This window comes from Pseudomonas sp. P110(2024) (genome assembly GCF_057480795.1).
Map to the genome: position 1 here is coordinate 23,086 of NZ_JBLIYT010000010.1, position 22,169 is coordinate 45,254.

At 63.0% G+C, this 22,169-nt stretch carries 18 protein-coding genes; 16 read left to right on the forward strand and 2 right to left on the reverse strand.

Going from position 1 to position 22,169, the window contains the following annotated elements:
• Positions 1–15 precede the first annotated feature (15 nt).
• Together AC25ND_RS16705 and map are read right to left on the reverse strand one after the other, a co-directional pair.
• Positions 16–2,718, reverse strand: a complete 2,703-nt coding sequence (locus AC25ND_RS16705) for a [protein-PII] uridylyltransferase (protein ID WP_028690680.1) — start codon at positions 2,716–2,718, stop codon at positions 16–18.
• Positions 2,719–2,743: 25 nt separating this feature from the next.
• Positions 2,744–3,526, reverse strand: a complete 783-nt coding sequence (gene map / locus AC25ND_RS16710) for a type I methionyl aminopeptidase (RefSeq protein WP_028690679.1) — start codon at positions 3,524–3,526, stop codon at positions 2,744–2,746.
• Positions 3,527–3,874: 348 nt separating this feature from the next.
• Between map and rpsB the strand changes: the two genes are divergently transcribed.
• From rpsB to dnaE, 16 genes are all read left to right on the forward strand, one after another.
• Complete coding sequence (gene rpsB, locus AC25ND_RS16715) at positions 3,875–4,612, forward strand: 30S ribosomal protein S2 (protein WP_028690678.1); 738 nt, start codon at positions 3,875–3,877, stop codon at positions 4,610–4,612.
• Positions 4,613–4,797: 185 nt separating this feature from the next.
• Entirely contained in the window at positions 4,798–5,661 is an 864-nt protein-coding gene (tsf, locus tag AC25ND_RS16720; RefSeq protein WP_028690677.1) for a translation elongation factor Ts, read from the forward strand.
• Between the two features lie 177 nt (positions 5,662–5,838).
• Complete coding sequence (pyrH, locus tag AC25ND_RS16725) at positions 5,839–6,582, forward strand: UMP kinase (RefSeq protein WP_028690676.1); 744 nt, start codon at positions 5,839–5,841, stop codon at positions 6,580–6,582.
• Positions 6,579–7,136 (forward strand): ribosome recycling factor, encoded by a 558-nt coding sequence (gene frr / locus AC25ND_RS16730; protein WP_028690675.1) that lies wholly within the window; start codon positions 6,579–6,581, stop codon positions 7,134–7,136. The genes pyrH and frr overlap by 4 nt, the downstream gene beginning before the upstream one ends.
• A 19-nt stretch (positions 7,137–7,155) precedes the next feature.
• Complete coding sequence (gene uppS / locus AC25ND_RS16735) at positions 7,156–7,911, forward strand: polyprenyl diphosphate synthase (RefSeq protein WP_028690674.1); 756 nt, start codon at positions 7,156–7,158, stop codon at positions 7,909–7,911.
• A complete protein-coding gene (locus AC25ND_RS16740) occupies positions 7,911–8,726 on the forward strand; it encodes a phosphatidate cytidylyltransferase (RefSeq protein ID WP_028690673.1) in 816 nt (271 codons plus the stop codon). The genes uppS and AC25ND_RS16740 overlap by 1 nt, the downstream gene beginning before the upstream one ends.
• On the forward strand, positions 8,723–9,913 hold the full coding sequence (ispC, locus tag AC25ND_RS16745; RefSeq protein ID WP_486976450.1) for a 1-deoxy-D-xylulose-5-phosphate reductoisomerase: 1,191 nt from the start codon (positions 8,723–8,725) through the stop codon (positions 9,911–9,913). Before AC25ND_RS16740 ends, ispC begins: the two co-directional genes overlap by 4 nt.
• A gap of 42 nt (positions 9,914–9,955) precedes the next feature.
• Positions 9,956–11,308, forward strand: a complete 1,353-nt coding sequence (gene rseP, locus AC25ND_RS16750) for an RIP metalloprotease RseP (protein WP_062361388.1) — start codon at positions 9,956–9,958, stop codon at positions 11,306–11,308.
• Between the two features lie 76 nt (positions 11,309–11,384).
• The gene (gene bamA, locus AC25ND_RS16755) at positions 11,385–13,745 is read left to right on the forward strand and encodes an outer membrane protein assembly factor BamA (protein WP_486976451.1); all 2,361 of its coding nucleotides are present in this window, start codon (positions 11,385–11,387) and stop codon (positions 13,743–13,745) included.
• Between the two features lie 44 nt (positions 13,746–13,789).
• On the forward strand, positions 13,790–14,293 hold the full coding sequence (locus tag AC25ND_RS16760) for an OmpH/Skp family outer membrane protein (RefSeq protein WP_028690669.1): 504 nt from the start codon (positions 13,790–13,792) through the stop codon (positions 14,291–14,293).
• A 1-nt stretch (position 14,294) separates the two neighbouring features.
• Positions 14,295–15,350, forward strand: a complete 1,056-nt coding sequence (gene lpxD, locus AC25ND_RS16765) for a UDP-3-O-(3-hydroxymyristoyl)glucosamine N-acyltransferase (protein ID WP_028690668.1) — start codon at positions 14,295–14,297, stop codon at positions 15,348–15,350.
• A 112-nt stretch (positions 15,351–15,462) separates the two neighbouring features.
• Positions 15,463–15,903, forward strand: a complete 441-nt coding sequence (gene fabZ / locus AC25ND_RS16770; protein WP_003252314.1) for a 3-hydroxyacyl-ACP dehydratase FabZ — start codon at positions 15,463–15,465, stop codon at positions 15,901–15,903.
• Positions 15,900–16,676, forward strand: a complete 777-nt coding sequence (gene lpxA / locus AC25ND_RS16775) for an acyl-ACP--UDP-N-acetylglucosamine O-acyltransferase (protein ID WP_028690667.1) — start codon at positions 15,900–15,902, stop codon at positions 16,674–16,676. The genes fabZ and lpxA overlap by 4 nt, the downstream gene beginning before the upstream one ends.
• A gap of 1 nt (position 16,677) precedes the next feature.
• Positions 16,678–17,805 carry a lipid-A-disaccharide synthase gene (lpxB, locus tag AC25ND_RS16780; protein WP_028690666.1) on the forward strand — a complete coding sequence of 376 codons (1,128 nt, stop codon included), beginning with the start codon at positions 16,678–16,680 and terminating at the stop codon, positions 17,803–17,805.
• A 1-nt stretch (position 17,806) separates the two neighbouring features.
• Entirely contained in the window at positions 17,807–18,430 is a 624-nt protein-coding gene (gene rnhB / locus AC25ND_RS16785) for a ribonuclease HII (RefSeq protein ID WP_088852257.1), read from the forward strand.
• A 183-nt stretch (positions 18,431–18,613) separates the two neighbouring features.
• Entirely contained in the window at positions 18,614–22,138 is a 3,525-nt protein-coding gene (gene dnaE, locus AC25ND_RS16790) for a DNA polymerase III subunit alpha (protein WP_062361385.1), read from the forward strand.
• Positions 22,139–22,169 lie beyond the last annotated feature (31 nt).

The window sequence follows — 22,169 nt, forward strand, 5'->3', positions numbered from 1 at the left end:
AAGGTCTCGTTATCGTCAAAAGGTCATGCGGGTGGGGCTGGCATCGCTGGCCTGGCCGGCCTGCAGCTGCCGGACGATGGCCTCCTGCAGGCGGCTGCACAGCTGCGGGTCGGACAGCGGCTGGTTGTCGGCGTCGGTGATGAAGAACACGTCCTCCACGCGCTCGCCTAGGGTGGCGATCTTGGCGTTCTGCAGCGAGATGTCGAACTCCAGGAAGATCCGCCCGATCCGTGCCAGCAGGCCGGGGCGGTCCGGGGCGGTGATCTCGAGGATGGTCACTGGCCGTTGGGCGTCGTTGAGGATGGTCACCTGCGGCGGGAAGTCAAAGTGCTTGAGCTGGCGCGGCACCCGGCGCTGGATGATCGTCGGGTAGTCTTCGGGGGTGCGAAGCGCTTCGGTCAAGCCGTCGCGGATCTGCCTGACCCGCTGCGGATTGTCGCCGATCGAGCCGCCGTCGTTATCGAGCACAATGTAGGTGTCGAGGGTGAACTGGCTGCTCGAGGTGATGATCCGGGCGTCGTGGATGTTCAGGTTGAGCTGGGCCATGGCGGCCACGGTCACGGCGAAGAAATCGTGCTGGTCGGGGGCATAGATGAAGATCTGCGTGCCGCCCTCGAACTCGCGCTGGGTGGTTTCCTTGATCAGTACCAGCGGCCCGCCGTCGGCCGGCTGCTGGAGGATCGCGTCGCTGTGCCAGGCCACGTCGGCGGCGGTGTGTTTGAGGAAGTAGTCGTCACCCAGTTGCGACCAGAGCTGTTCGACGTCGTCCGGGTCGGTCCCTTCGCGCACCAGGATGTCGAGTGCGGCGCTCTGGGTCTGGCGGATCTGCTCCTCGCGGTCCAGCGGGTTTTCCAGGCCCCGGCGCAAGGCGCGCTTGGTCTCGGTGTAGAGCTGGCGCAAGAGGCTCGCCCGCCAGGAGTTCCACAGGCTGGGGTTGGTGGCGTTGATGTCGGCCACGGTCAGCACGTAGAGGTAGTCCAGGCGCGTCTCGTCGCCCACGTGCAGGGCGAAGTCGTTGATCACCTGAGGGTCGGAAAGGTCCTTGCGTTGCGCAGTGGTAGACATCACCAGGTGGTTCTGCACCAGCCAGACGATCAGCCGGCTGTCCCAGGCCGGTAGCTGGTGGCGCGCGCAGAAGGCCTGTGCGTCCACTGCGCCCAGCTCGGAGTGATCGCCCTGGCGACCCTTGCCGATGTCGTGGTAGAGGCCGGCCAGGTAGATCAGCTCGGGCTTGGGCAGGCGGCCCATGAGCTTGCTGGCCAGCGGAAATTTCTCGGAAACCGGGGTGTACTGCAGCTTGCGCAAGTGCTTGATCAGGTTGAGGGTGTGCGCATCGACCGTGTAGATGTGGAACAGGTCGTGCTGCATCTGCCCGACGATCAGGCCGAACTCCGGCAGGTAGCGGCCGAGGATGCCGTAGCGGTTCATCCGCCGCAGGTTGCGGTGGATGCCGATTTCGCACTTGAACAGCTCGATGAACAGGCTGGTGTTGCGGATATCGTTGCGGAACTTGTCGTCGATCAGGTGGCGATGCTCGCGCAGCAAGCGCACGGTGTCGGCGCGCACGCCCTTGATCTCGGGGTGCTGGGCCATCAGCACGAAGATCTCCAGCATGGCAAAGGGGGTGCGCCGGAAAACGTTCGGGTTGACCGCTTCTATATAGCCGTCGTGCAGGCGGAAGCGCGCGTTCAGCGGCTGGGTGGCGCCGCTGTCGTCATCGGCGAGGATCACTTCCTCGAAATGCTGGATGATCAGGTCGCACAGCTGGCTGATGCTCATTACCACCCGGTAGTACTGCTGCATGAACTGTTCGATGGCGCGCTTGGGGTTGTCGTCGGTGTAGCCCAGCAGCGCGGCGATGCTGCGCTGGTGGTCGAACAGCAGGCGGTCCTCGGCTCGCCCGGCGAGCATGTGCAGGGCATAGCGCACGCGCCAGAGGAAGGCCTGCGACGAAGCCAGCAGTTCGTTCTCGCTCTCCAGCAGGAAATCCTCGCCGGCCAGGGCATGCAGGTTCAGGGTGCCGTACTGGCGCCGGGCCACCCAGAGCACCGTTTGAATGTCGCGCAGGCCGCCCGGCCCGCCCTTGACGTTGGGCTCGAGGTTGTACTCGGTGTCGTTGTATTTGTGGTGGCGGGCCTTGAGCTCGGCGCGTTTGGCCAGGAAGAACTCCTTGCTCGGCCACATGTGCGCGGTGCTGGTGGCATCGAGCATGCGTTGGCGCAGCGACTCGGGGCCGGCGATGGTGCGGCTTTCCATCAGGTTGGTGATGACCGTGAGGTCGGCCCGGGCCTGCTCGGCGCATTCGTCGACGGTGCGCACGCTCTGGCCGACTTCCAGGCCGATATCCCACAGCAGCGTGAGGAAGCGCTCGATGGCGTCGCGGTACTGCTCGTGCTCGGCGGCGTCGAGCAGGATCAGCAGGTCGATGTCCGAGAACGGGTGCAACTCGCCGCGGCCATAGCCGCCCACCGCCACCAGGGCGATGCCGTCCGGCGTGCCCCAGCTGAACTGGTGCCAGGCCTGTTGCAGGATATTGTCGACGAACCAGGCACGATCCTCGATTAGCCGGCGGATCTCGCGGCCTTCACGGAAACGCTTGTCGAGCACCTCGCCGGCCATGCGGATGGCTTTCTTGAAAGCGGCGATAGGGCTTGCCTTGAGGGCCAGTTCCGCCTGGAACTGGCCGCGGTCGAACAGCTCGGGATCCACCTGGGGCATCGAGTCGCGTTCCTGTTAGTCAGTGTCAGGCCGAGGTGCGCGCAATGGTGTCGTCCTTGCGCAGGGTGAAGATCTCGTAGCCGTTGGCGGTCACTACCAGGGTGTGTTCCCACTGGGCCGAGAGCTTGCGGTCCTTGGTGATGGCGGTCCAGCCGTCGCCAAGCACCTTGGTGTCGGCCTTGCCCTGGTTGATCATCGGCTCGATGGTGAAGGTCATGCCTTCCTTGAGCTCCATGCCAGTGCCGGCGCGGCCGTAATGGAGGATCTGCGGCTCTTCGTGGAACACCTTGCCGATGCCGTGACCGCAGAACTCGCGAACCACCGAAAAACCGTTCTTCTCGGCGTGCTTCTGGATCACCTCGCCAATGTCGCCAAGACGGCAGCCGGGCTTGACCAGCTCGATGGCCTTGTACAGGCACTCCTGAGTGACCTTGGACAGGCGCTCGGCCCATGGCGCGACGGTGCCGACATGGAACATGCGGCTGGTGTCGCCGTGATAGCCGTCCTTGATCACGGTCACGTCGATGTTGATGGTGTCGCCGTCCTTTAGCGCCTTGTCATTGGGAATGCCGTGGCAGACCACATGGTTGATCGAGGTGCAGATCGACTTGGGGAAACCCTTGTAGTTGAGAGGCGCGGGGATCGCCTGCTGGACGTTGACGATATAGTCGTGGCACAGGCGGTCGAGTTCCTCGGTGGTGACGCCGGGCTTGACGTGTTCCTCGATCATTTCCAGCACTTCGGCGGCCAGGCGGCCAGCGATGCGCATCTTCTCGATGTCTTCTGCGGTCTTAATGGTGACGGTCATGAACAGGCTCTCTACGGCGCCCTGTGTGGCGCGAACAAACGGGAAAGACCGGATTCTACCAGAGCGCGGCGGCGATCTGTCGGGAGAGTCCCGTGGATCCGGAGGTCTATTGAAGGCATTCTGGCCGCAAAGCGCGGGGCCTGCAAAAGCCGCTGACGGACGAAGCATGATCCGGGTTCCGTTCGCGCTCGGCCTGTGGTATAAAATGCGCCGCTTTCGGGGGATGTCCTCCGTCAGCTCAAACCCACACACGTGTCGACACGATGGCCTGGGTGCCCGGTTTCCCTGGAAATACGGGTTGGTCATTGGGATACGTGGAGGCCCAACCCGACTTATCAAGGAACTATCATGTCCCAAGTCAACATGCGCGATATGCTGAAGGCCGGTGTGCACTTCGGCCACCAGACCCGTTACTGGAACCCGAAAATGGGCAAGTACATTTTCGGCGCGCGTAACAAGATCCATATCATCAACCTGGAAAAAACCCTGCCAATGTTCAACGAAGCTCTGTCCTTCGTAGAGCGCCTGGCCCAGGGCAAGAACAAGATCATGTTCGTCGGCACCAAGCGTTCCGCCGGCAAGATCGTCGCCGAGCAAGCTGCTCGTTGCGGTTCGCCATACGTTGATCACCGTTGGTTGGGCGGCATGCTGACCAACTACAAGACCATTCGCGCCTCGATCAAGCGTCTGCGCGACCTGGAAACCCAGGCCGAAGACGGCACCTTTGCCAAGCTGACCAAGAAAGAAGCCCTGATGCGTTCGCGCGATCTGGAAAAGCTGGATCGCAGCCTGGGTGGTATCAAGGACATGGGCGGCCTGCCTGATGCCCTGTTCGTGATCGACGTCGACCACGAGCGCATTGCCATCACCGAAGCCAACAAGCTGGGCATCCCGGTCATCGGCGTTGTCGATACCAACAGCAGCCCGGAAGGTGTTGACTACATCATCCCAGGTAACGATGACGCCATCCGCGCCATCGAGCTGTACATGACTTCGATGGCTGACGCCGTCATCCGCGGTCGCAACAACGTTGCCGGCGGCACTGAAGTCTACGCTGAAGAAGCGGCTGCACCTGCTGCCGAGTAATTGACGCCTGGCGTCGACTTGGCACGCAAAAAGGGGGCTTGGCCCCCTTTTTGCCACCTTGAAATCCTGCTGTCAGCAACGGCCCCGCATCATGGGCGAGCTGATATAAAGGCAGCGATTTGCAGAATTTAACGCCCGTGACGAGCGGGTGGAATGGTTGAAAAACTTTCCAAGAGGATTTTGAAATGGCAGCAATTACTGCGGCGCTGGTCAAAGAACTGCGCGAGCGTACCGGCGAAGGCATGATGGATTGCAAGAAGGCCCTGGAAAAGGCCGGCGGCGACATCGAAAAAGCCATTGACGACATGCGTGCCTCGGGCGCCATCAAGGCCGCCAAAAAGGCTGGCAACGTCGCTGCTGAAGGCGCTATCGCGGTCAAGACCGACGGTAAATCCGCCGTTCTGCTGGAAGTGAACTCGCAGACCGACTTCCTGGCCCTGCAGGACGACTTCAAGAACTTCGTTGCCGAAAGCCTCGAAGAAGCCTTCGCTCAGAAGCTGACCGACGCAGCTCCGCTGATCGCCTCGCGTGAAGCCGCTCGTGAAGCCCTGGTTGCCAAGTGCGGCGAGAACGTCAACATCCGTCGCCTGGTGCGCGTTGAGGGCGACGTTGTCGGCGCTTACCTGCACGGCAACAAGATCGGTGCCGTTGTTGTCCTGAAAGGCGGCGACGTCGACCTGGCCAAGAACATCGCCATGCACGTTGCAGCCTCGAACCCAGAGTTCCTGGACGCGTCGGAAATCTCCGCCGAGGCCATCGAGCGCGAGAAGAACGTCTTCCTGCAACTGAATGCCGACAAGATCGCCGGCAAGCCGGAAAACATCGTTGAGAACATGATCAACGGTCGTATCTCCAAGTTCAAAGCCGAAGCCTCGCTGAAAGAGCAAGCCTTCGTCATGGATCCGGAAGTCAAAGTTGGCGCGCTGGCCAAGAAAGCCGGTGCTGAAATCGTTTCCTTCACCTACTTCAAGGTCGGCGAAGGCATCGAGAAGCCGGTTGACGACTTCGCTGCCGAAGTTGCCGCCCAGGTAGCTGCCGCCAAGCAGTAAGACGGATTCGTCTGTCGCCCCGAAGAGGCTGCCCGCTTACGCGCGCAGCCTCTTTGTCAAAGCGGGAGCGGTTCACGAGACCGTTGCTCGCTGACGCATCAAGTGCGTCACGCTAGAGTTACGCGCAGGCTGAAACAGCCCGCCAGATTTTTACAAACGCCGCAGGAGAGATTCGCAATGGCTCAGCAGGGCAGTGGTCATCAGGCTCGCTATAAACGCATTCTACTCAAACTTAGCGGCGAGGCCCTGATGGGCTCGGAAGAGTTCGGGATCGACCCCAAGGTCCTGGATCGCATGGCGCTGGAAGTCGGCCAGCTGGTCGGCATCGGCGTTCAGGTCGGCCTGGTGATCGGTGGCGGCAACCTGTTCCGTGGCGCGGCGCTCAGTGCGGCCGGCATGGACCGCGTTACCGGCGACCACATGGGCATGCTGGCCACCGTGATGAACGGCCTGGCCATGCGCGACGCGCTGGAGCGGGCGAACATCACCGCCATCGTCATGTCGGCTATCTCCATGGTGGGTGTGACCGATCACTACGATCGCCGCAAGGCCATGCGCCACCTGAATTCCAAGGAAGTCGTAATCTTCGCTGCCGGTACCGGCAACCCGTTCTTCACCACCGACTCCGCCGCTTGCCTGCGCGCCATCGAAATCGATGCCGACGTGGTATTGAAGGCAACCAAGGTCGATGGTGTATACACTGCAGATCCATTCAAGGACCCGCATGCCGAGAAGTTCGATCATCTGTCCTACGATGAAGTGCTGGATCGCAAGCTGGGCGTAATGGACCTGACGGCAATCTGCCTTTGCCGCGATCACAAGATGCCGCTGCGCGTCTTCAACATGAACAAGCCCGGCGCCCTGCTCAATATTGTGCATGGTGGTGCGGAAGGAACTCTGATCGAGGAAGTTCAAAAATGATCAACGACATCAAGAAAGACGCCCAGGAGCGCATGGGCAAGTCCCTCGAGGCCCTGGCCCGCAACCTGGCGGCGATCCGCACCGGTCGCGCCCACCCGAGCATCCTGGATAGCGTCAAGGTGCCGGCCTGGGGCAGCGACATGCCGCTGAACCAGGTGGCCGCGATCACCGTCGAGGACGCCCGTACCCTGAAGATCGTCGCCCACGACAAGAACCTCAGCGCCGCCATCGAAAAGGCCATCCTGACCTCTGACCTGGGCCTGAACCCGTCCAGCGCCGGCACCACCATTCGTGTGCCGATGCCGGCCCTGACCGAAGAAACCCGCAAGGGCTACACCAAGCAGGCCAGCGGCGTTGCCGAGGACGCCAAGGTCGCAGTGCGCAACGTGCGTCGCGATGCCCTCGCCGATCTGAAGAAGCTGACCAAGGACAAGGAAATCAGCGAAGACGAAGAGCGCCGCGCGGCTGACGAGATCCAGAAGCTGACCGACAAGTTCGTTGCTGAGGTCGATGCTGCCTTCAAGGCCAAGGAAAAGGACCTGATGGCCGTTTGAGGCCAGGGTTGCTCTCTTAATGGAAAAGACCAAGTCAGCGGCACCGGGCTCGGTGCCGCGTCACGTCGCGATCATCATGGACGGCAACAACCGCTGGGCGAAGAAGCGTCTTCTGCCCGGCGTCGCCGGCCACAAGGCCGGCGTGGATGCCGTTCGCGCGGTGATCGAAGTCTGCGCCGAGGCCAAGGTCGAGGTGCTCACGCTCTTCGCCTTCTCCAGCGAAAACTGGCAGCGTCCGGCCGAGGAGGTCGGTGCGCTGATGGAACTGTTCTTCTCGGCATTGCGTCGGGAGGCCAAGCGCCTGAACGACAATAACATCAGCCTGCGCATCATCGGTGATCGCTCGCGGTTCCACCCTGAGCTCCAGGCGGCGATGCGCGAAGCCGAAGCGGCGACGGTGGGTAGCAACCGTTTCATCCTGCAGATCGCCGCCAACTATGGCGGCCAATGGGACATCGCCCAGGCCGCGCAACGCCTGGCGCGAGAAGTCCAGGCCGGTCATCTTCGCCCCGAGGACATCACCCCGGATCTGCTGCAGACCTGCCTGGCTACCGGTGACCTGCCGTTGCCCGACCTGTGCATCCGAACCGGTGGCGAGCACCGCATCAGCAACTTCCTGTTGTGGCAGCTGGCCTACGCCGAGCTGTACTTCTCCGACCTTTATTGGCCGGACTTCAAACACGAGGCCATGCGCAACGCGCTGGCCGATTTCGCTTCACGCCAGCGACGCTTCGGTAAGACCAGCGAGCAGGTCGAAGCCGGAGCCCGTGCTTAATGCTTAAACAACGCATCATTACCGCGCTGATCCTGCTGCCGATCGCGTTGGGTGGTTTCTTCCTGCTCAACGGTGGGGATTTCGCCCTGTTCATCGGCTGCGTGGTAACGCTCGGCGCCTGGGAGTGGGCGCGTCTGGCCGGCCTGGTGGCGCAGCCGCTGCGCATTGCCTACGCCGCCGTGGTGGCGGGCGGCCTGATGCTGCTCTACCTGATGCCCGACCTCGCGCCTTGGGTGCTGGGTGCATCGGTGATCTGGTGGGCCCTGGCCACCTGGCTGGTGCTGACCTACCCGCGCAGCGGCGAGCTGTGGAGCAGTGCCGCCTGTCGCCTGCTGATCGGCCTGCTGGTGCTGCTGCCTGCCTGGCAGGGGTTGGTGCTGCTCAAGCACTGGCCATTGGGCAACTGGCTGATCCTGTCGGTCATGGTCCTGGTCTGGGCTGCCGATATTGGCGCTTACTTCTCCGGTCGGGCCTTCGGCAAGCGCAAGCTGGCGCCGCAGGTCAGCCCGGGCAAGAGCTGGGAGGGCGTCTATGGCGGTCTTGCGGTCAGTCTGCTGATCACCCTGACCGTGGGCTTTGCCCGTGACTGGAGTATCGGCCAGGTGCTACTGGGGCTCTTGGGCGCCGGGGTGGTGGTGATGTCTTCGGTAGTCGGTGACTTGACCGAAAGCATGTTCAAGCGCCGTGAAGGCATCAAGGACAGCAGCAATCTGCTGCCGGGTCATGGCGGCGTGCTCGATCGCATCGACAGCCTGACTGCGGCGATTCCGATGTTTGCCGTGCTGTTGTGGGCGGCTGAGTGGGGTGTGATGTGAGTGCTGTGCAACGCATAACCGTGCTGGGAGCCACTGGCTCCATCGGCCTTAGCACGCTGGACGTCATTGCCCGGCACCCTGATCGTTACCAGGTGTTCGCCCTGAGCGGCTATTCGCGCATCGATGAGCTGCTCACCCTGTGCAAGCGTCATCGTCCGGCGTTTGCCGTGGTGCCGAGCGCCGAGGCGGCCACGCGCCTGCGTCAGGGGCTGGGCGCGGCGGGCTGCGCCACCGAGGTGCTCGAGGGTGAGGCCGGATTGTGCCAGGTGGCCGCTGCGTCAGAGGTGGACACCGTGATGGCGGCCATCGTCGGCGCCGCCGGCCTGCGCCCGACCCTGGCCGCGGTCGAGGCGGGCAAGAAGGTGTTGCTCGCCAACAAGGAGGCCCTGGTGATGTCCGGGGCCCTGTTCATGGATGCGGTGCGCCGCAGCGGTTCGGTGTTGCTGCCGATCGACAGTGAGCACAACGCGATCTTCCAGTGCATGCCCGGCGACTACGCCCGTGGCCTGGGTGCTGTCGGTGTGCGCCGGATCCTGCTGACCGCCTCAGGCGGGCCGTTCCGCGAAACCCCTGCCGAAGTGTTGCTGGATGTAACCCCGGAGCAGGCCTGCGCGCACCCGAACTGGTCCATGGGTCGCAAGATCTCGGTCGATTCGGCCAGCATGCTGAACAAAGGCCTGGAGCTGATCGAGGCCTGCTGGCTGTTCGATGCCAAGCCGTCCCAAATTGAAGTGGTGGTACACCCGCAAAGCGTCATCCATTCGCTGGTGGATTACGTCGATGGCTCGGTGCTTGCCCAGCTGGGTAACCCGGACATGCGCACGCCAATCTCCAACGCCCTGGCCTGGCCAGAGCGTATCGATTCGGGCGTCGCGCCGCTGGACTTGTTCGCCATCGCCCGTCTGGATTTCCAGGCGCCCGACGAACAGCGCTTCCCATGCCTGCGCCTGGCGCGTCAGGCTGCCGAGGCGGGCAACAGTGCGCCGGCGGTGCTCAACGCCGCCAACGAAGTGGCCGTCGAGGCGTTTCTCCAGCGGCATATCCGCTTCCCGGAGATCGCGGGTATGATCGAACAGGTGCTCGACCAGGAGCCCGTGGTGGCATTGCCCACCCTCGAGGCGGTGTTCGCCGCCGACCAGCGTGCCCGGGAGCTGTCCCGGGAGTGGCTGCGACGCCACGGCCGCTGAAGCCTGCGGCCGACTCCGCCGAATGTCACCCGGAGATTGGACATGACTGCGCTCTACATGATTGTCGGCACCCTGATTGCACTGGGTGTGCTGGTTACCTTCCACGAGTTTGGCCACTTCTGGGTGGCGCGGCGTTGCGGGGTCAAGGTCCTGCGTTTCTCGGTGGGTTTCGGCACGCCGCTGGTGCGCTGGCATGATCGCCACGGTACCGAGTTCGTCGTCGCCGCTATTCCGCTGGGCGGTTACGTCAAGATGCTCGACGAGCGCGAGGGCGAGGTTCCTCCGGCGCTGGTCGAGCAGTCGTTCAATCGCAAGTCGGTTCGCCAGCGTATTGCCATCGTGGCCGCCGGTCCCATCGCCAACTTCCTGCTGGCCATCCTGTTCTTCTGGGTTGTGGCCATGCTGGGTTCGCAGCAGGTACGTCCGGTCATCGGTGGCGTCGAGGCTGGCAGCCTGGCGGCCAGCGCCGGTCTGAGCGTTGGCCAGGAAATCGTTTCCATCGATGGCGAACCGACCAATGGCTGGTCGGCGGTCAATCTGCAACTGGTACGCCGTTTAGGCGAGACCGGCACGTTGCGGATCGGGGTGCTCGATGAGGGCGCGACGGCCGAGCGCCAATTGAATGTTTCCCTGAATCAATGGCTCAAGGGCGTTGACGAACCCGAGCCGATCCAGTCCCTAGGCCTGCGCCCATGGCGTCCGGCTGTGGTGCCGGTACTGGCAGAGATCGATCCGAAAGGGCCGGCGGCCGCGGCCGGGCTCAAGACCGGTGACAAGCTGCTGGCGCTCGACGGCGTGGAGCTGGCCGATTGGCAGCAGGTGGTCGACGCAGTCCGTGCCCGTCCCGAGAAAAAGGTCAGCCTGCGCATCGAGCGTGACGGCGCGCCACTCGAGGTTGCCGTCACCCTGGCGCGCAAAGGCGAGGGCCAGGCTTCTGGCGGCTATCTGGGCGCCGGGGTCAAGGCCGCCGAGTGGCCGGCGAAGATGCTCCGCGAAGTCAGCTATGGGCCGCTGGAGGCGGTGGGCGAGGGACTTTCCCGCACCTGGAACATGAGCGTCCTTACCCTCGAATCGCTGAAGAAAATGCTGTTCGGGGAGCTCTCGGTAAAAAACTTGAGCGGACCGATAACCATTGCTAAAGTGGCGGGCGCTTCAGCCCAGTCGGGCGTTGGGGATTTCCTGAATTTCCTGGCCTACCTGAGCATAAGCCTGGGGGTTCTGAACCTGCTGCCCATCCCGGTACTGGATGGGGGGCATTTGCTGTTCTACCTGATCGAGTGGGCGCGCGGTCGTCCGCTCTCGGATCGGGTGCAAGGTTGGGGGGTCCAGATCGGTATCAGTTTGGTCGTCGGGGTGATGTTGCTCGCCCTGATCAACGATCTGGGTCGACTATAAAAGCTTCGCTCAATCGCGAAAACCTGCCGCCTTGTCGCGGCAGGTTGTTTATTGCCAGTTGGAATAAAAGGACTTCATGAAACGTCTGCTGCTAACTGCGGTGCTCTCCGCACTGATGATCGCTGAAGTTCACGCCGAGTCCTTCACCATCTCCGATATTCGTGTCAACGGCCTGCAGCGGGTGTCCGCCGGCAGCGTGTTCGGCGCGTTGCCGCTGAACGTCGGTGACCAGGTCGACGACCGCCGTCTGGTCGAATCGACCCGCTCGCTGTTCAAGACCGGCTTCTTCCAGGACATTCAGCTGAACCGCGACGGCAATGTCCTGATCATCAACGTGGTCGAGCGCCCCTCGGTGTCGAGCATCGAGATCGAAGGCAACAAGGCGATCAGCACCGAAGACCTGATGAAGGGCCTGAAGCAGTCGGGCCTGGCCGAAGGTGAAATCTTCCAGCGCGCGACGCTGGAAGGCGTGCGTAACGAACTGCAGCGCCAGTACGTTGCCCAGGGCCGCTACTCCGCCGAGGTCGACGCAGAGGTCGTTCCGCAACCGCGCAACCGCGTCGGCCTGAAGATCAAGATCAACGAAGGCACCGTGGCCGCGATCCAGCACATCAACGTGGTGGGTAACACGGTCTTCGACGACGAGACCCTCGGCCAGTTGTTCGAGCTCAAGACCACCAACTGGCTGTCGTTCTTCAAGAACGACGACAAGTACGCCCGGGAAAAGCTCTCCGGTGACCTGGAGCGGCTGCGTTCCTACTACCTGGACCGCGGCTACATCAACATGGACATCGCGTCCACCCAGGTGTCGATCACCCCGGACAAGAAGCACGTCTACATCACCGTCAACATCAACGAGGGCGAGAAGTACACCGTCCGCGACGTGAAGCTGTCCGGTGACCTGAAAGTGCCGGAAGACCAGATCAAGTCGCTGCTGCTGGTGCAGCCGGGCCAGGTGTTCTCGCGCAAGGTGATGACCACCACCTCCGACCTCATAACCCGTCGTCTGGGCAACGAAGGCTACACCTTCGCCAACGTCAACGGCGTGCCGCAGCCGAACGACCAGGATCACACCGTCGACATCATGTTCGTCGTCGATCCGGGCAAGCGTGCCTACGTCAACCGCATCAACTATCGCGGCAACACCAAGACCGAAGACGAAGTGCTGCGCCGCGAAATGCGTCAGATGGAAGGTGGCTGGGCTTCGACCTACCTGATCGACCAGTCCAAGACCCGCCTCGAGCGCCTGGGCTTCTTCAAGGAAGTCAACGTCGAGACGCCGCCGGTACCGGGTACCGACGACCAGGTCGACGTCAACTACAGCGTCGAAGAGCAGGCCTCCGGCTCGATCACTGCCAGCGTCGGTTTCGCCCAGAGCGCCGGCCTGATCCTGGGCGGCTCGATCAGCCAGAACAACTTCCTCGGTACCGGTAACAAGGTCTCCATTGGCCTGACCCGCTCCGAGTACCAGACCCGCTACAACTTCGGCTATGTCGATCCCTACTTCACCGCCGATGGCGTGAGCCTGGGCTACAACGCCTTCTACCGCAGCACCGACTACGACGACCTCGACGTCGACGTGGCCAGCTATGCGGTGGACAGCCTCGGTGCCGGTGTCAGCCTCGGCTACCCGATCAGCGAGACCTCGCGCCTGACTTACGGCCTGACCGTGCAGCAGGACAAGATCAAGACCGGCCGTTACACCGTCGATGAGATCTTCAAGTTCCTTCAGGACGAAGGCGACAACTTCCTGAACTTCAAGGCCTCGATCGGCTGGTCCGAGTCGACCCTGAACAAAGGCGTGCTGGCTACCCGTGGTCACTCCCAGAGCCTGACGCTGGAAACCACCGTGCCGGGCAGCGACCTGTCGTTCTACAAGCTCGACTACCGTGGCCAGCTGTTCAAGCCGATCAATAACGACTACACCCTGCGCCTGCACACCGAACTGGGCTATGGTGATGGTTTCGGCTCGACCTCCGGCCTGCCGTTCTATGAAAACTACTATGCGGGCGGCTTCAACTCCGTGCGCGGCTTCAAGGACAGCACCCTGGGCCCACGCAGTACTCCGAGCCGTGGCGCTGCGGTAACCGGCAACCAGGGCACCATCGCCGACCCGGACCAGGATCCGCTGCCGTTCGGTGGTAACGTCCTCGTCCAAGGTGGCGTGGAGCTGCTGTTCCCGCTGCCGTTCGTCAAGGATCAGCGTTCGCTGCGCACGTCCGTGTTCTGGGATGTGGGTAACGTGTTCGACACCAACTGCGGCTCGAAGCCCGATTGCACCAAGGTCGGCTTCTCGGACATGGCCAGCTCGGTCGGTCTGGGCGTGACCTGGATCACCGCGCTGGGCCCGTTGAGCTTCAGCCTGGCGATGCCGATCAAGAAACCGGACGACGCCGACACGCAAGTGTTCCAATTCTCTCTGGGCCAGACCTTCTGAGGTCGGCCCTTGCATAACGACAACGGATTATCCAGGAGTGCATCGTGCGTAAGTTGACCCAACTGGCCTTCGTAGCCGCGGCGCTGGTCGCCACCCCGGCTTTCGCCGAAATGAAAGTTGCCGTGCTGAACTATCAGATGGCTCTGCTGGAATCCGACGCGGCCAAGAAGTACGCCGTTGACGCCGAGAAGAAGTTCGGCCCGCAACTGACCAAGCTCAAGGGCCTGGAAAGCAGCGCCAAGGGTATCCAGGACCGCCTGATCAAGGGCGGCGACAAGATGCCTCAGCCTGAGCGTGAACGCCTGGAGCTCGAGTTCAAGCAAAAAGCCCGCGACTTCCAGTTCCAGTCCAAGGAACTCAACGAAGCCAAGGCCGTGGCCGACCGCGACATGCTCAAGCAGCTCAAGCCGAAGCTCGACGGTGCTGTCGAGGAAGTGATCAAGAAGGGCGGTTTCGACCTGGTTCTGGAGCGTGGCGCGGTCATCGATGTCAAGCCTCAGTACGACATCACCCGTCAGGTCATCGAGCGCATGAACCAAGCCCGTTGATATGACTGTGACCATGACGCTCGGCCAGCTGGCCGAAGCCCTCGGGGCCGAACTCAGAGGCCCCGAGGCGCTGCAGATCACCGGGCTGGCCACCTTGCAGGAGGCCGGTTGCGGGCAGTTGAGCTTCCTGGCCAACAAGCAGTATCGCAAGTTCCTGGACGATTCCTCGGCCAGTGCGGTACTGCTCAAGGCCGAGGACGCCGAAGGTTTTGCCGGCAACGCCTTGATCGTTCCCGACCCTTACCTGGCCTATGCGCGCATTTCGCACCTGTTCGATCCGAAGCCCAAGGCTGTGGCGGGAATCCATCCCAGCGCCGTGGTGGCCGAGGATGCCCAGGTCGATGCCAGCGCCAGCATCGGCCCGTTCGCGGTGATCGAAAGCGGCGCGTGCATCGGCGCCAATGTGACGGTCGGCGCGCACTGCTTCGTCGGTGCCCGCTGTGTCATCGGCGAGGGTGGCTGGCTGGCTGCGCGTGTCACGCTGTATCACGACGTGACCATTGGTAAGCGCGTGGTCATCCAGTCTGGCGCGGTGATCGGTGGCGAGGGCTTCGGCTTTGCCAACGAGAAGGGCATCTGGCGCAAGATCGCGCAGATCGGCGGCGTCACCCTGGGTGATGATGTGGAGATCGGCGTGAACACCGCGGTAGACCGTGGTGCGCTGTCGGACACCCGCATCGGCGATGGCGTCAAGCTCGACAACCAGATCCAGATCGCCCACAACGTGCAGGTCGGCGACCACACGGCGATGGCGGCCTGCGTCGGGATTTCCGGCAGTACCCGCATCGGCAAGCATTGCATGATTGCCGGTGGTGTCGGGATGGTCGGCCACATCGACGTCTGCGACAATGTCTTCGTTTCCGGCATGACCATGGTGACCCGTTCGATTACCGAGCCGGGTGGCTATTCTTCCGGTACGGCCATGCAACCCTTGGCCGAGTGGCGCAAGAGCGCCGCTCGCATTCGCCAGCTGGACGAGATGTCCAAGCGTCTCCAGCAGCTGGAAAAGCGTGTCGACACCGTGACCTCAGGTGGCCAGCCGACATCAGAAGGCTGATACCATTTACTGAGCGAGCGTTACAGTCGCTAGCTGGCTCCTCTTTGGATCTGCAAAAGGAGCGTGTGGTCAGCACCTGCGCTCCCTATTCTTATACAGGCTTCCCCCCGAAATGATGGACATCAACGAGATTCGCGAATACCTGCCTCACCGTTACCCGTTCCTGCTCGTGGACCGTGTGACGGATCTGGACTTCGAGGCTCAAAGCATTCGTGCCTACAAGAATGTCAGCATCAACGAGCCGTTCTTCAATGGCCACTTCCCGGCGCATCCGATCATGCCGGGCGTGCTGATCATCGAGGCGATGGCCCAGGCGGCCGGGATTCTCGGATTCAAGATGCTCGACGCCAAGCCGGCGGACGGCACCCTCTACTACTTCGTCGGCTCCGATAAGCTGCGTTTCCGCCAGCCGGTGCTGCCGGGCGACCAGCTGGTGCTGGAAGCCAAGTTCCTCAGCCGCAAGAGCATGATCTGGAAGTTCGAGTGCCGCGCCCTGGTGGACGGCAAGCCGGTCTGCTCGGCCGAGATCACCTGCGCGGAACGCTCCCTATGAGTTCGATTGACCCACGGGCGATCATCGACCCCTCGGCCAAGTTGGCCGAGGGCGTCGAGGTCGGCCCCTGGTCGATCGTAGGCCCCGATGTGGAAATCGGGGAGGGTACCGTCATCGGTCCGCATGTGGTGCTAAAGGGGCCGACCCGTATCGGCAAGCACAACCGCATCTATCAGTTTTCCTCGATCGGCGAAGACACCCCTGACCTGAAGTACAAGGGTGAGCCGACGCGCCTGGTGATCGGTGACCACAACGTGATCCGCGAGGGTGTCACCATCCACCGCGGCACCGTGCAGGACCGTTCGGAAACCACCCTGGGCGATCACAACCTGATCATGGCCTATGCCCACATCGGCCACGACAGCGTCATCGGCAACCACTGCATCCTGGTCAACAACACCGCGCTGGCGGGCCATGTGCATGTCGGCGACTGGGCCATCCTGTCCGGTTACACGCTGGTGCACCAGTACTGCCATATCGGCGCCCATGCGTTTTCCGGCATGGGCACCGCGATCGGCAAGGACGTACCGGCCTATGTCACCGTGTTCGGCAGCCCGGCCGAGGCGCGCAGCATGAACTTCGAAGGCCTGCGTCGTCGCGGTTTCAGCGACGAAGTGCTGCACGCCCTGCGTCGCGCCTACAAGATCGTCTACCGCCAGGGCCTGACCGTCGAAGAGGCGCTCAAGGAGCTGGATGAGCTGGTCACGCAGTTCCCTGAAGTCGATCTGTTCCGTCAATCGATCGCCAATTCCGCACGCGGCATCACCCGCTGATATGGCCCAGCTCTGCGTGGCGCTGGTCGCCGGCGAGGCCAGCGGGGACATTCTCGGTTCCGGCCTGATGCGCGCTATCAAGGCACGTCATCCCGATGTGCGGTTCATCGGTGTTGGCGGTCCCTTGATGGAAGCCGAGGGCATGACCTCCTACTTTCCGATGGAACGCCTGGCCGTCATGGGCCTGGTCGAGGTGCTCGGGCGCCTGCGCGAGCTGCTCAAGCGGCGCAAGGAACTGATCCACACACTGATCGGCGAAAAGCCCGACGTGTTCATCGGTATCGATGCCCCCGATTTCACCCTCAATATCGAACTCAAGCTGCGTCAGGCCGGAATCAAGACGGTGCATTACGTCAGCCCGTCGGTCTGGGCCTGGCGGCAGAAGCGCGTGCTGAAAATTCGTGAGGGCTGCGACCTGATGCTCACCCTGCTGCCGTTCGAGGCGCGCTTCTATGAAGAGCAGGGCGTGCCGGTGCGTTTCGTTGGCCATCCGCTGGCGGACACGATTCCCCTGGAGGCCGACCGTGGCGCGGCGCGTGCCGAACTGGGCCTGGCCGAAGGCCCGGTGATCGCGTTGATGCCTGGCAGCCGGGGCGGTGAGGTAGGGCGCCTGGGAGCTTTGTTCCTCGATGCCGCCCAGCGCTTGCGCGAGCTGGTGCCCGGCGTGCGCTTCGTGCTGCCGTGCGCGAATGCCGCCCGGCGCGCTCAGGTCGAGCAGATGCTCGAAGGGCGCGAACTGCCACTGACCTTGCTGGATGGCCGCTCGCACCAGGCGCTGGCCGCCTGTGACGCGGTGCTGATCGCCTCCGGCACCGCCACCCTGGAAGCGATGCTGTACAAGCGACCGATGGTGGTGGCCTACCGCTTGGCGCCGCTGACCTACTGGATCCTCAAGCGCATGGTCAAGAGCCCGTACGTGTCGCTGCCCAACCTGCTGGCCCAGCGCCTGCTGGTACCGGAGCTGTTGCAGGACGCCGCTACCAGCGAAGCCCTGGCACAGACCCTGGCGCCGCTGGTCAAGGACGGCTCGCAGCAGACCGACAGCTTCGACCAGATCCACCGCACCTTGCGCCGCGACGCCTCCAATCAGGCGGCCGACGCGGTGCTCGCCCTGTTGAAGGACCGCTGAGATGCAGATGGGACTGGATTTCAACCTGGTTGAAGAGCTGGTAGCCGGCGTCGATGAAGTGGGCCGTGGCCCGCTGTGCGGCGCGGTGGTCACCGCGGCGGTCATTCTCGACCCGCGCCGACCGATCCTCGGCCTGAACGACTCGAAAAAGCTCACCGAGGCCAAGCGCGACGCGCTGTTCGACGAGATCTGCGAGAAGGCGCTGAGTTTCTGCATCGCTCGCGCCGAGGTCGAGGAAATCGACCGACTGAACATCCTCCATGCGACCATGCTGGCCATGCAGCGTGCGGTCGAAGGGTTGCACATCACACCGAAACTGGCGCTGATCGACGGCAACCGTTGCCCGAAGCTTTCGGTACCGGCTGCGCCTGTGGTCAAGGGTGACTCGCAGGTGCCGGCGATCGCCGCTGCATCGATCCTGGCGAAGGTCACCCGCGACCGCGAGATGAGCGCGTTCGAGCTGATCTACCCGGGTTATGGGATCGGCGGGCACAAGGGGTATCCGACTCCAGTGCACCTTGAGGCCCTGGCCCGTCTTGGGCCGACGCCCATTCATCGGCGTTCGTTCGCGCCGGTTCGGGCCGCATGGGAAGCCCGTGAAGGCATTTCCACTTCGCTGATCTGATCGGCGCCACTCATCGCGGGGCAAGCCCGCTCCCACGCCAAGCCTGCACTGGAATCGGCTGCGTGGGAGCGGGCTTGCCCCGCGATGCATTCTGCAACCAACCGCTGACCTCCAGGCGAGGCAAGCGAAGAGCAATACGCTACAATCCCGCCCTTGTCGTTCAGCACTGCTACAGGATCCTCCATGTCGGTCTCCTTCGTTCACCTTCGCGTGCACTCCGAATTCTCCCTGGTCGACGGCCTGGTGCGGATCAAGCCGCTGGCCAAGGCCCTGGCCGGGATGAACATGCCGGCGGTGGCAATTACCGACCAGAGCAACATGTGCTCGCTGGTGAAGTTCTACAAGACCGCCATGGGCGCTGGCATCAAGCCGATCTGCGGCGCCGACCTGTGGCTGGCCGGGGCCGATTCCGAGGCGCCGCTGTCGCGCATCTGCTTCCTGGCCATGAATCCCAAGGGCTATCGCAACCTCACCGAGCTGATCTCCCGAGGCTGGACCGACGGCCAGCGCAACGGCCTGGTGATCATCCAGCGCGACTGGATCGCCCCGGCCAGCGAGGGGCTGATCGCCCTGTCGGCAGGCAAGGAAGGCGATATCGGCGTGGCCCTGATGGCCGGTCGCCAGGACGAAGCCGAAGCCCTGCTCGGCGACTGGATGGGCATGTTCCCGGACCGCTTCTATGTCGAGTTGCAGCGTACCAATCGCGCCGGTGACGAAGAGTACGTGCACGCCGCCGTGGCCCTGGCCGACAAGCTCGGCGCCCCGCTGGTGGCGACCAACGATGTGCGCTTCATCAAGCAGTCGGATTTCGACGCCCACGAGACCCGCGTGTGCATTGGCGAGGGCTGGACCCTCGACGACCCGCGCCGCCCGCGCGGCTACAGTGACCAGCAGTACCTCAAGTCGCCCGAAGAGATGGCCGAGCTGTTCAGCGACCTGCCGGACGCCATCGCCAACACCGTGGAGATCGCCAAGCGCTGCAACATCACCGTGCAGCTGGGCAAATACTTCCTCCCCGATTTCCCGACGCCCAACGGCATGGGCATCGACGACTACCTGCGTCACGTCTCCCACGAAGGCCTGGAGGAGCGCCTGGCGGTGCTTTGGCCGAAAGAGACCACGCCCAATTACGAAGAGAAGCGCCAGGTCTACCTGGACCGCCTGAAGTTCGAGCTGGACATCATCATCCAGATGGGCTTCCCCGGTTACTTCCTGATCGTTATGGACTTCATCAAGTGGGCGAAGAACAACGACGTGCCGGTTGGCCCGGGCCGGGGCTCGGGTGCCGGCTCCCTGGTGGCCTATGTACTGAAGATCACCGACCTCGACCCGCTGGCCTATGACCTGCTGTTCGAGCGCTTCCTGAACCCAGAACGTATTTCCATGCCTGACTTCGACGTCGACTTCTGCATGGATGGCCGTGACCGGGTGATCGACTACGTGGCCGAAGCCTACGGCCGCAACGCGGTGAGCCAGATCATCACCTTCGGCACCATGGCCGCCAAGGCGGTGGTGCGCGACGTGGCGCGGGTGCAAGGCAAGTCCTACGGCCTGGCCGACCGCCTGTCGAAGATGATCCCGTTCGAAGTGGGCATGACCCTGGAGAAGGCCTACGAGCAGGAAGAGATCCTGCGCGACTTCCTCAAGGGCGACGAGGATGCCCGCGAGATCTGGGACATGGCGCTCAAGCTCGAAGGTGTCACCCGCGGTACCGGCAAGCACGCCGGTGGCGTGGTGATCGCGCCGACCAAGCTCACTGACTTCTCACCGATTGCCTGTGACGAAGAGGGCGGCGGCCTGGTTACCCAGTTCGACAAGGACGACGTCGAGGCTGCGGGCCTGGTGAAGTTCGACTTCCTCGGCCTGCGGACCCTGACCATCATCAAGTGGGCGATGGAGATCATCAACCGCGAGCAGGCCAAGAAGAACCTGCCCGACGTCAACATCGACTTCATCCCGCTGGACGACCGCAAGACTTACGAGCTGCTGCAGAAAGCCGAAACCACGGCGGTGTTCCAGCTCGAATCCCGGGGCATGAAGGAGCTGATCAAGAAGCTCAAGCCCGACTGCCTGGAAGACCTCATCGCACTGGTGGCGCTGTTCCGTCCGGGCCCGTTGCAATCGGGCATGGTGGACGACTTCATCAACCGCAAGCACGGCCGGGCGGAACTGGCCTACCCGCACTCCGACTACCAGTACGAAGGTCTGAAACCGGTACTCGCGCCTACCTACGGCATCATCCTGTACCAGGAACAGGTGATGCAGATCGCCCAGGTGATGGCCGGCTACACCCTCGGTGGCGCCGACATGCTGCGCCGGGCCATGGGTAAGAAAAAGCCCGAGGAAATGGCCAAGCAGCGCGGTGGTTTTATCGAAGGCTGCGTGGCCAACAACATCGATGCGGACCTGGCTGGTAACATTTTCGACCTGGTAGAGAAATTCGCCGGCTACGGCTTCAACAAATCCCACTCCGCCGCCTACGGCCTGGTGTCCTACCAGACCGCCTGGCTGAAAACCCACTACCCGGCGCCGTTCATGGCCGCGGTGCTGTCGGCGGATATGCACAACACCGACAAGGTGGTGGTGCTGGTCGAGGAAGTGCGCAGCATGAAGCTGCGCCTGGACGCGCCGGACGTGAACTTCTCGGACTTCAAGTTCACCGTCAACAACGATGGCCGCATCGTCTATGGCCTGGGCGCGATCAAGGGCGTCGGCGAGGGGCCGGTGGAGGCAATCGTCGAGGCCCGCGCCCAGGGCGGCCCGTTCAAGGACCTGTTCGACTTCTGCGAGCGTATCGACCTCAAGCGGGTCAACAAGCGGACCCTCGACGCGCTGATCCGCAGTGGTGCGCTGGACCGCCTGGGGCCGCATTTCCATGACGAGATCAAGGCCTATCAGGCCAACATCGACATCAACCGTGCAACCTTGCTGTCGGCGCTGGGCGAGGCAGTCAAGGCTGCCGAGCAGGCCGCCCATACTGCGGACAGTGGCCACGTCGACCTGTTCGGCGGCATGTTCGACGAGGCGGATGTCGACGTCTACGCCAACCACCGCAAGGTGCGCGAGCTGACGCTCAAGGAACGCCTCAAGGGTGAAAAGGACACCCTTGGCCTGTACCTGACCGGCCACCCGATCGACGAATACGAGACCGAGATCCGCCGCTTCGCCCGCCAGCGCATCGTCGACCTCAAACCGGCCCGCGACACCCAGACCATCGCCGGCATGATCATTGCGCTGCGGGTGATGAAGAACAAAAAGGGTGACAAGATGGGCTTCGTCACCTTGGATGACCGTTCCGGGCGCATCGAGGCCTCGCTGTTCGCCGATGCCTTCATGGGCGCCCAGGCCCTGCTGCAGACCGACGCCATGGTGGTGGTGGAGGGGGAGGTGAGCAACGACGACTTCTCCGGCGGCCTGCGCCTGCGGGTCAAGACCGTGATGACCATGGAGGATGCCCGGACCAAGCTGGCCGAGAGCCTGCGCCTGAAGGTTGGTCACGACGCGCTCAAGGGCGATCGTCTGAAATGGCTGGGCGAGCTGATCACCCGGCACCGTGGTGGTTGCCCGATCACCCTGGAGTACACCGGCAGCGACGCCAAGGCCATGCTGCAGTTTGGCGACCAGTGGTCGATCGACCCGGCCGATGGGCTGATTCAGGCACTGCGTGACCAGTTCGGGCGTGAGAACGTCTTCCTGCAATACCGTTGAAACGACGCATTTTAATCTCGACCTTTATGCG

Coding starts and splice junctions, on each gene's coding strand:
- lpxD (WP_028690668.1), top strand. CDS start 14,295: ATGACTGTGACCATGACGCTCGGCCAGCTGGCCGAAGCCCTCGGGGCC.
- tsf (WP_028690677.1), top strand. CDS start 4,798: ATGGCAGCAATTACTGCGGCGCTGGTCAAAGAACTGCGCGAGCGTACC.
- pyrH (WP_028690676.1), top strand. CDS start 5,839: ATGGCTCAGCAGGGCAGTGGTCATCAGGCTCGCTATAAACGCATTCTA.
- uppS (WP_028690674.1), top strand. CDS start 7,156: ATGGAAAAGACCAAGTCAGCGGCACCGGGCTCGGTGCCGCGTCACGTC.
- rnhB (WP_088852257.1), top strand. CDS start 17,807: ATGCAGATGGGACTGGATTTCAACCTGGTTGAAGAGCTGGTAGCCGGC.
- rseP (WP_062361388.1), top strand. CDS start 9,956: ATGACTGCGCTCTACATGATTGTCGGCACCCTGATTGCACTGGGTGTG.
- AC25ND_RS16705 (WP_028690680.1), bottom strand. CDS start 2,718: ATGCCCCAGGTGGATCCCGAGCTGTTCGACCGCGGCCAGTTCCAGGCG.
- frr (WP_028690675.1), top strand. CDS start 6,579: ATGATCAACGACATCAAGAAAGACGCCCAGGAGCGCATGGGCAAGTCC.
- fabZ (WP_003252314.1), top strand. CDS start 15,463: ATGATGGACATCAACGAGATTCGCGAATACCTGCCTCACCGTTACCCG.
- bamA (WP_486976451.1), top strand. CDS start 11,385: ATGAAACGTCTGCTGCTAACTGCGGTGCTCTCCGCACTGATGATCGCT.
- dnaE (WP_062361385.1), top strand. CDS start 18,614: ATGTCGGTCTCCTTCGTTCACCTTCGCGTGCACTCCGAATTCTCCCTG.
- AC25ND_RS16740 (WP_028690673.1), top strand. CDS start 7,911: ATGCTTAAACAACGCATCATTACCGCGCTGATCCTGCTGCCGATCGCG.
- rpsB (WP_028690678.1), top strand. CDS start 3,875: ATGTCCCAAGTCAACATGCGCGATATGCTGAAGGCCGGTGTGCACTTC.
- lpxA (WP_028690667.1), top strand. CDS start 15,900: ATGAGTTCGATTGACCCACGGGCGATCATCGACCCCTCGGCCAAGTTG.
- map (WP_028690679.1), bottom strand. CDS start 3,526: ATGACCGTCACCATTAAGACCGCAGAAGACATCGAGAAGATGCGCATC.
- lpxB (WP_028690666.1), top strand. CDS start 16,678: ATGGCCCAGCTCTGCGTGGCGCTGGTCGCCGGCGAGGCCAGCGGGGAC.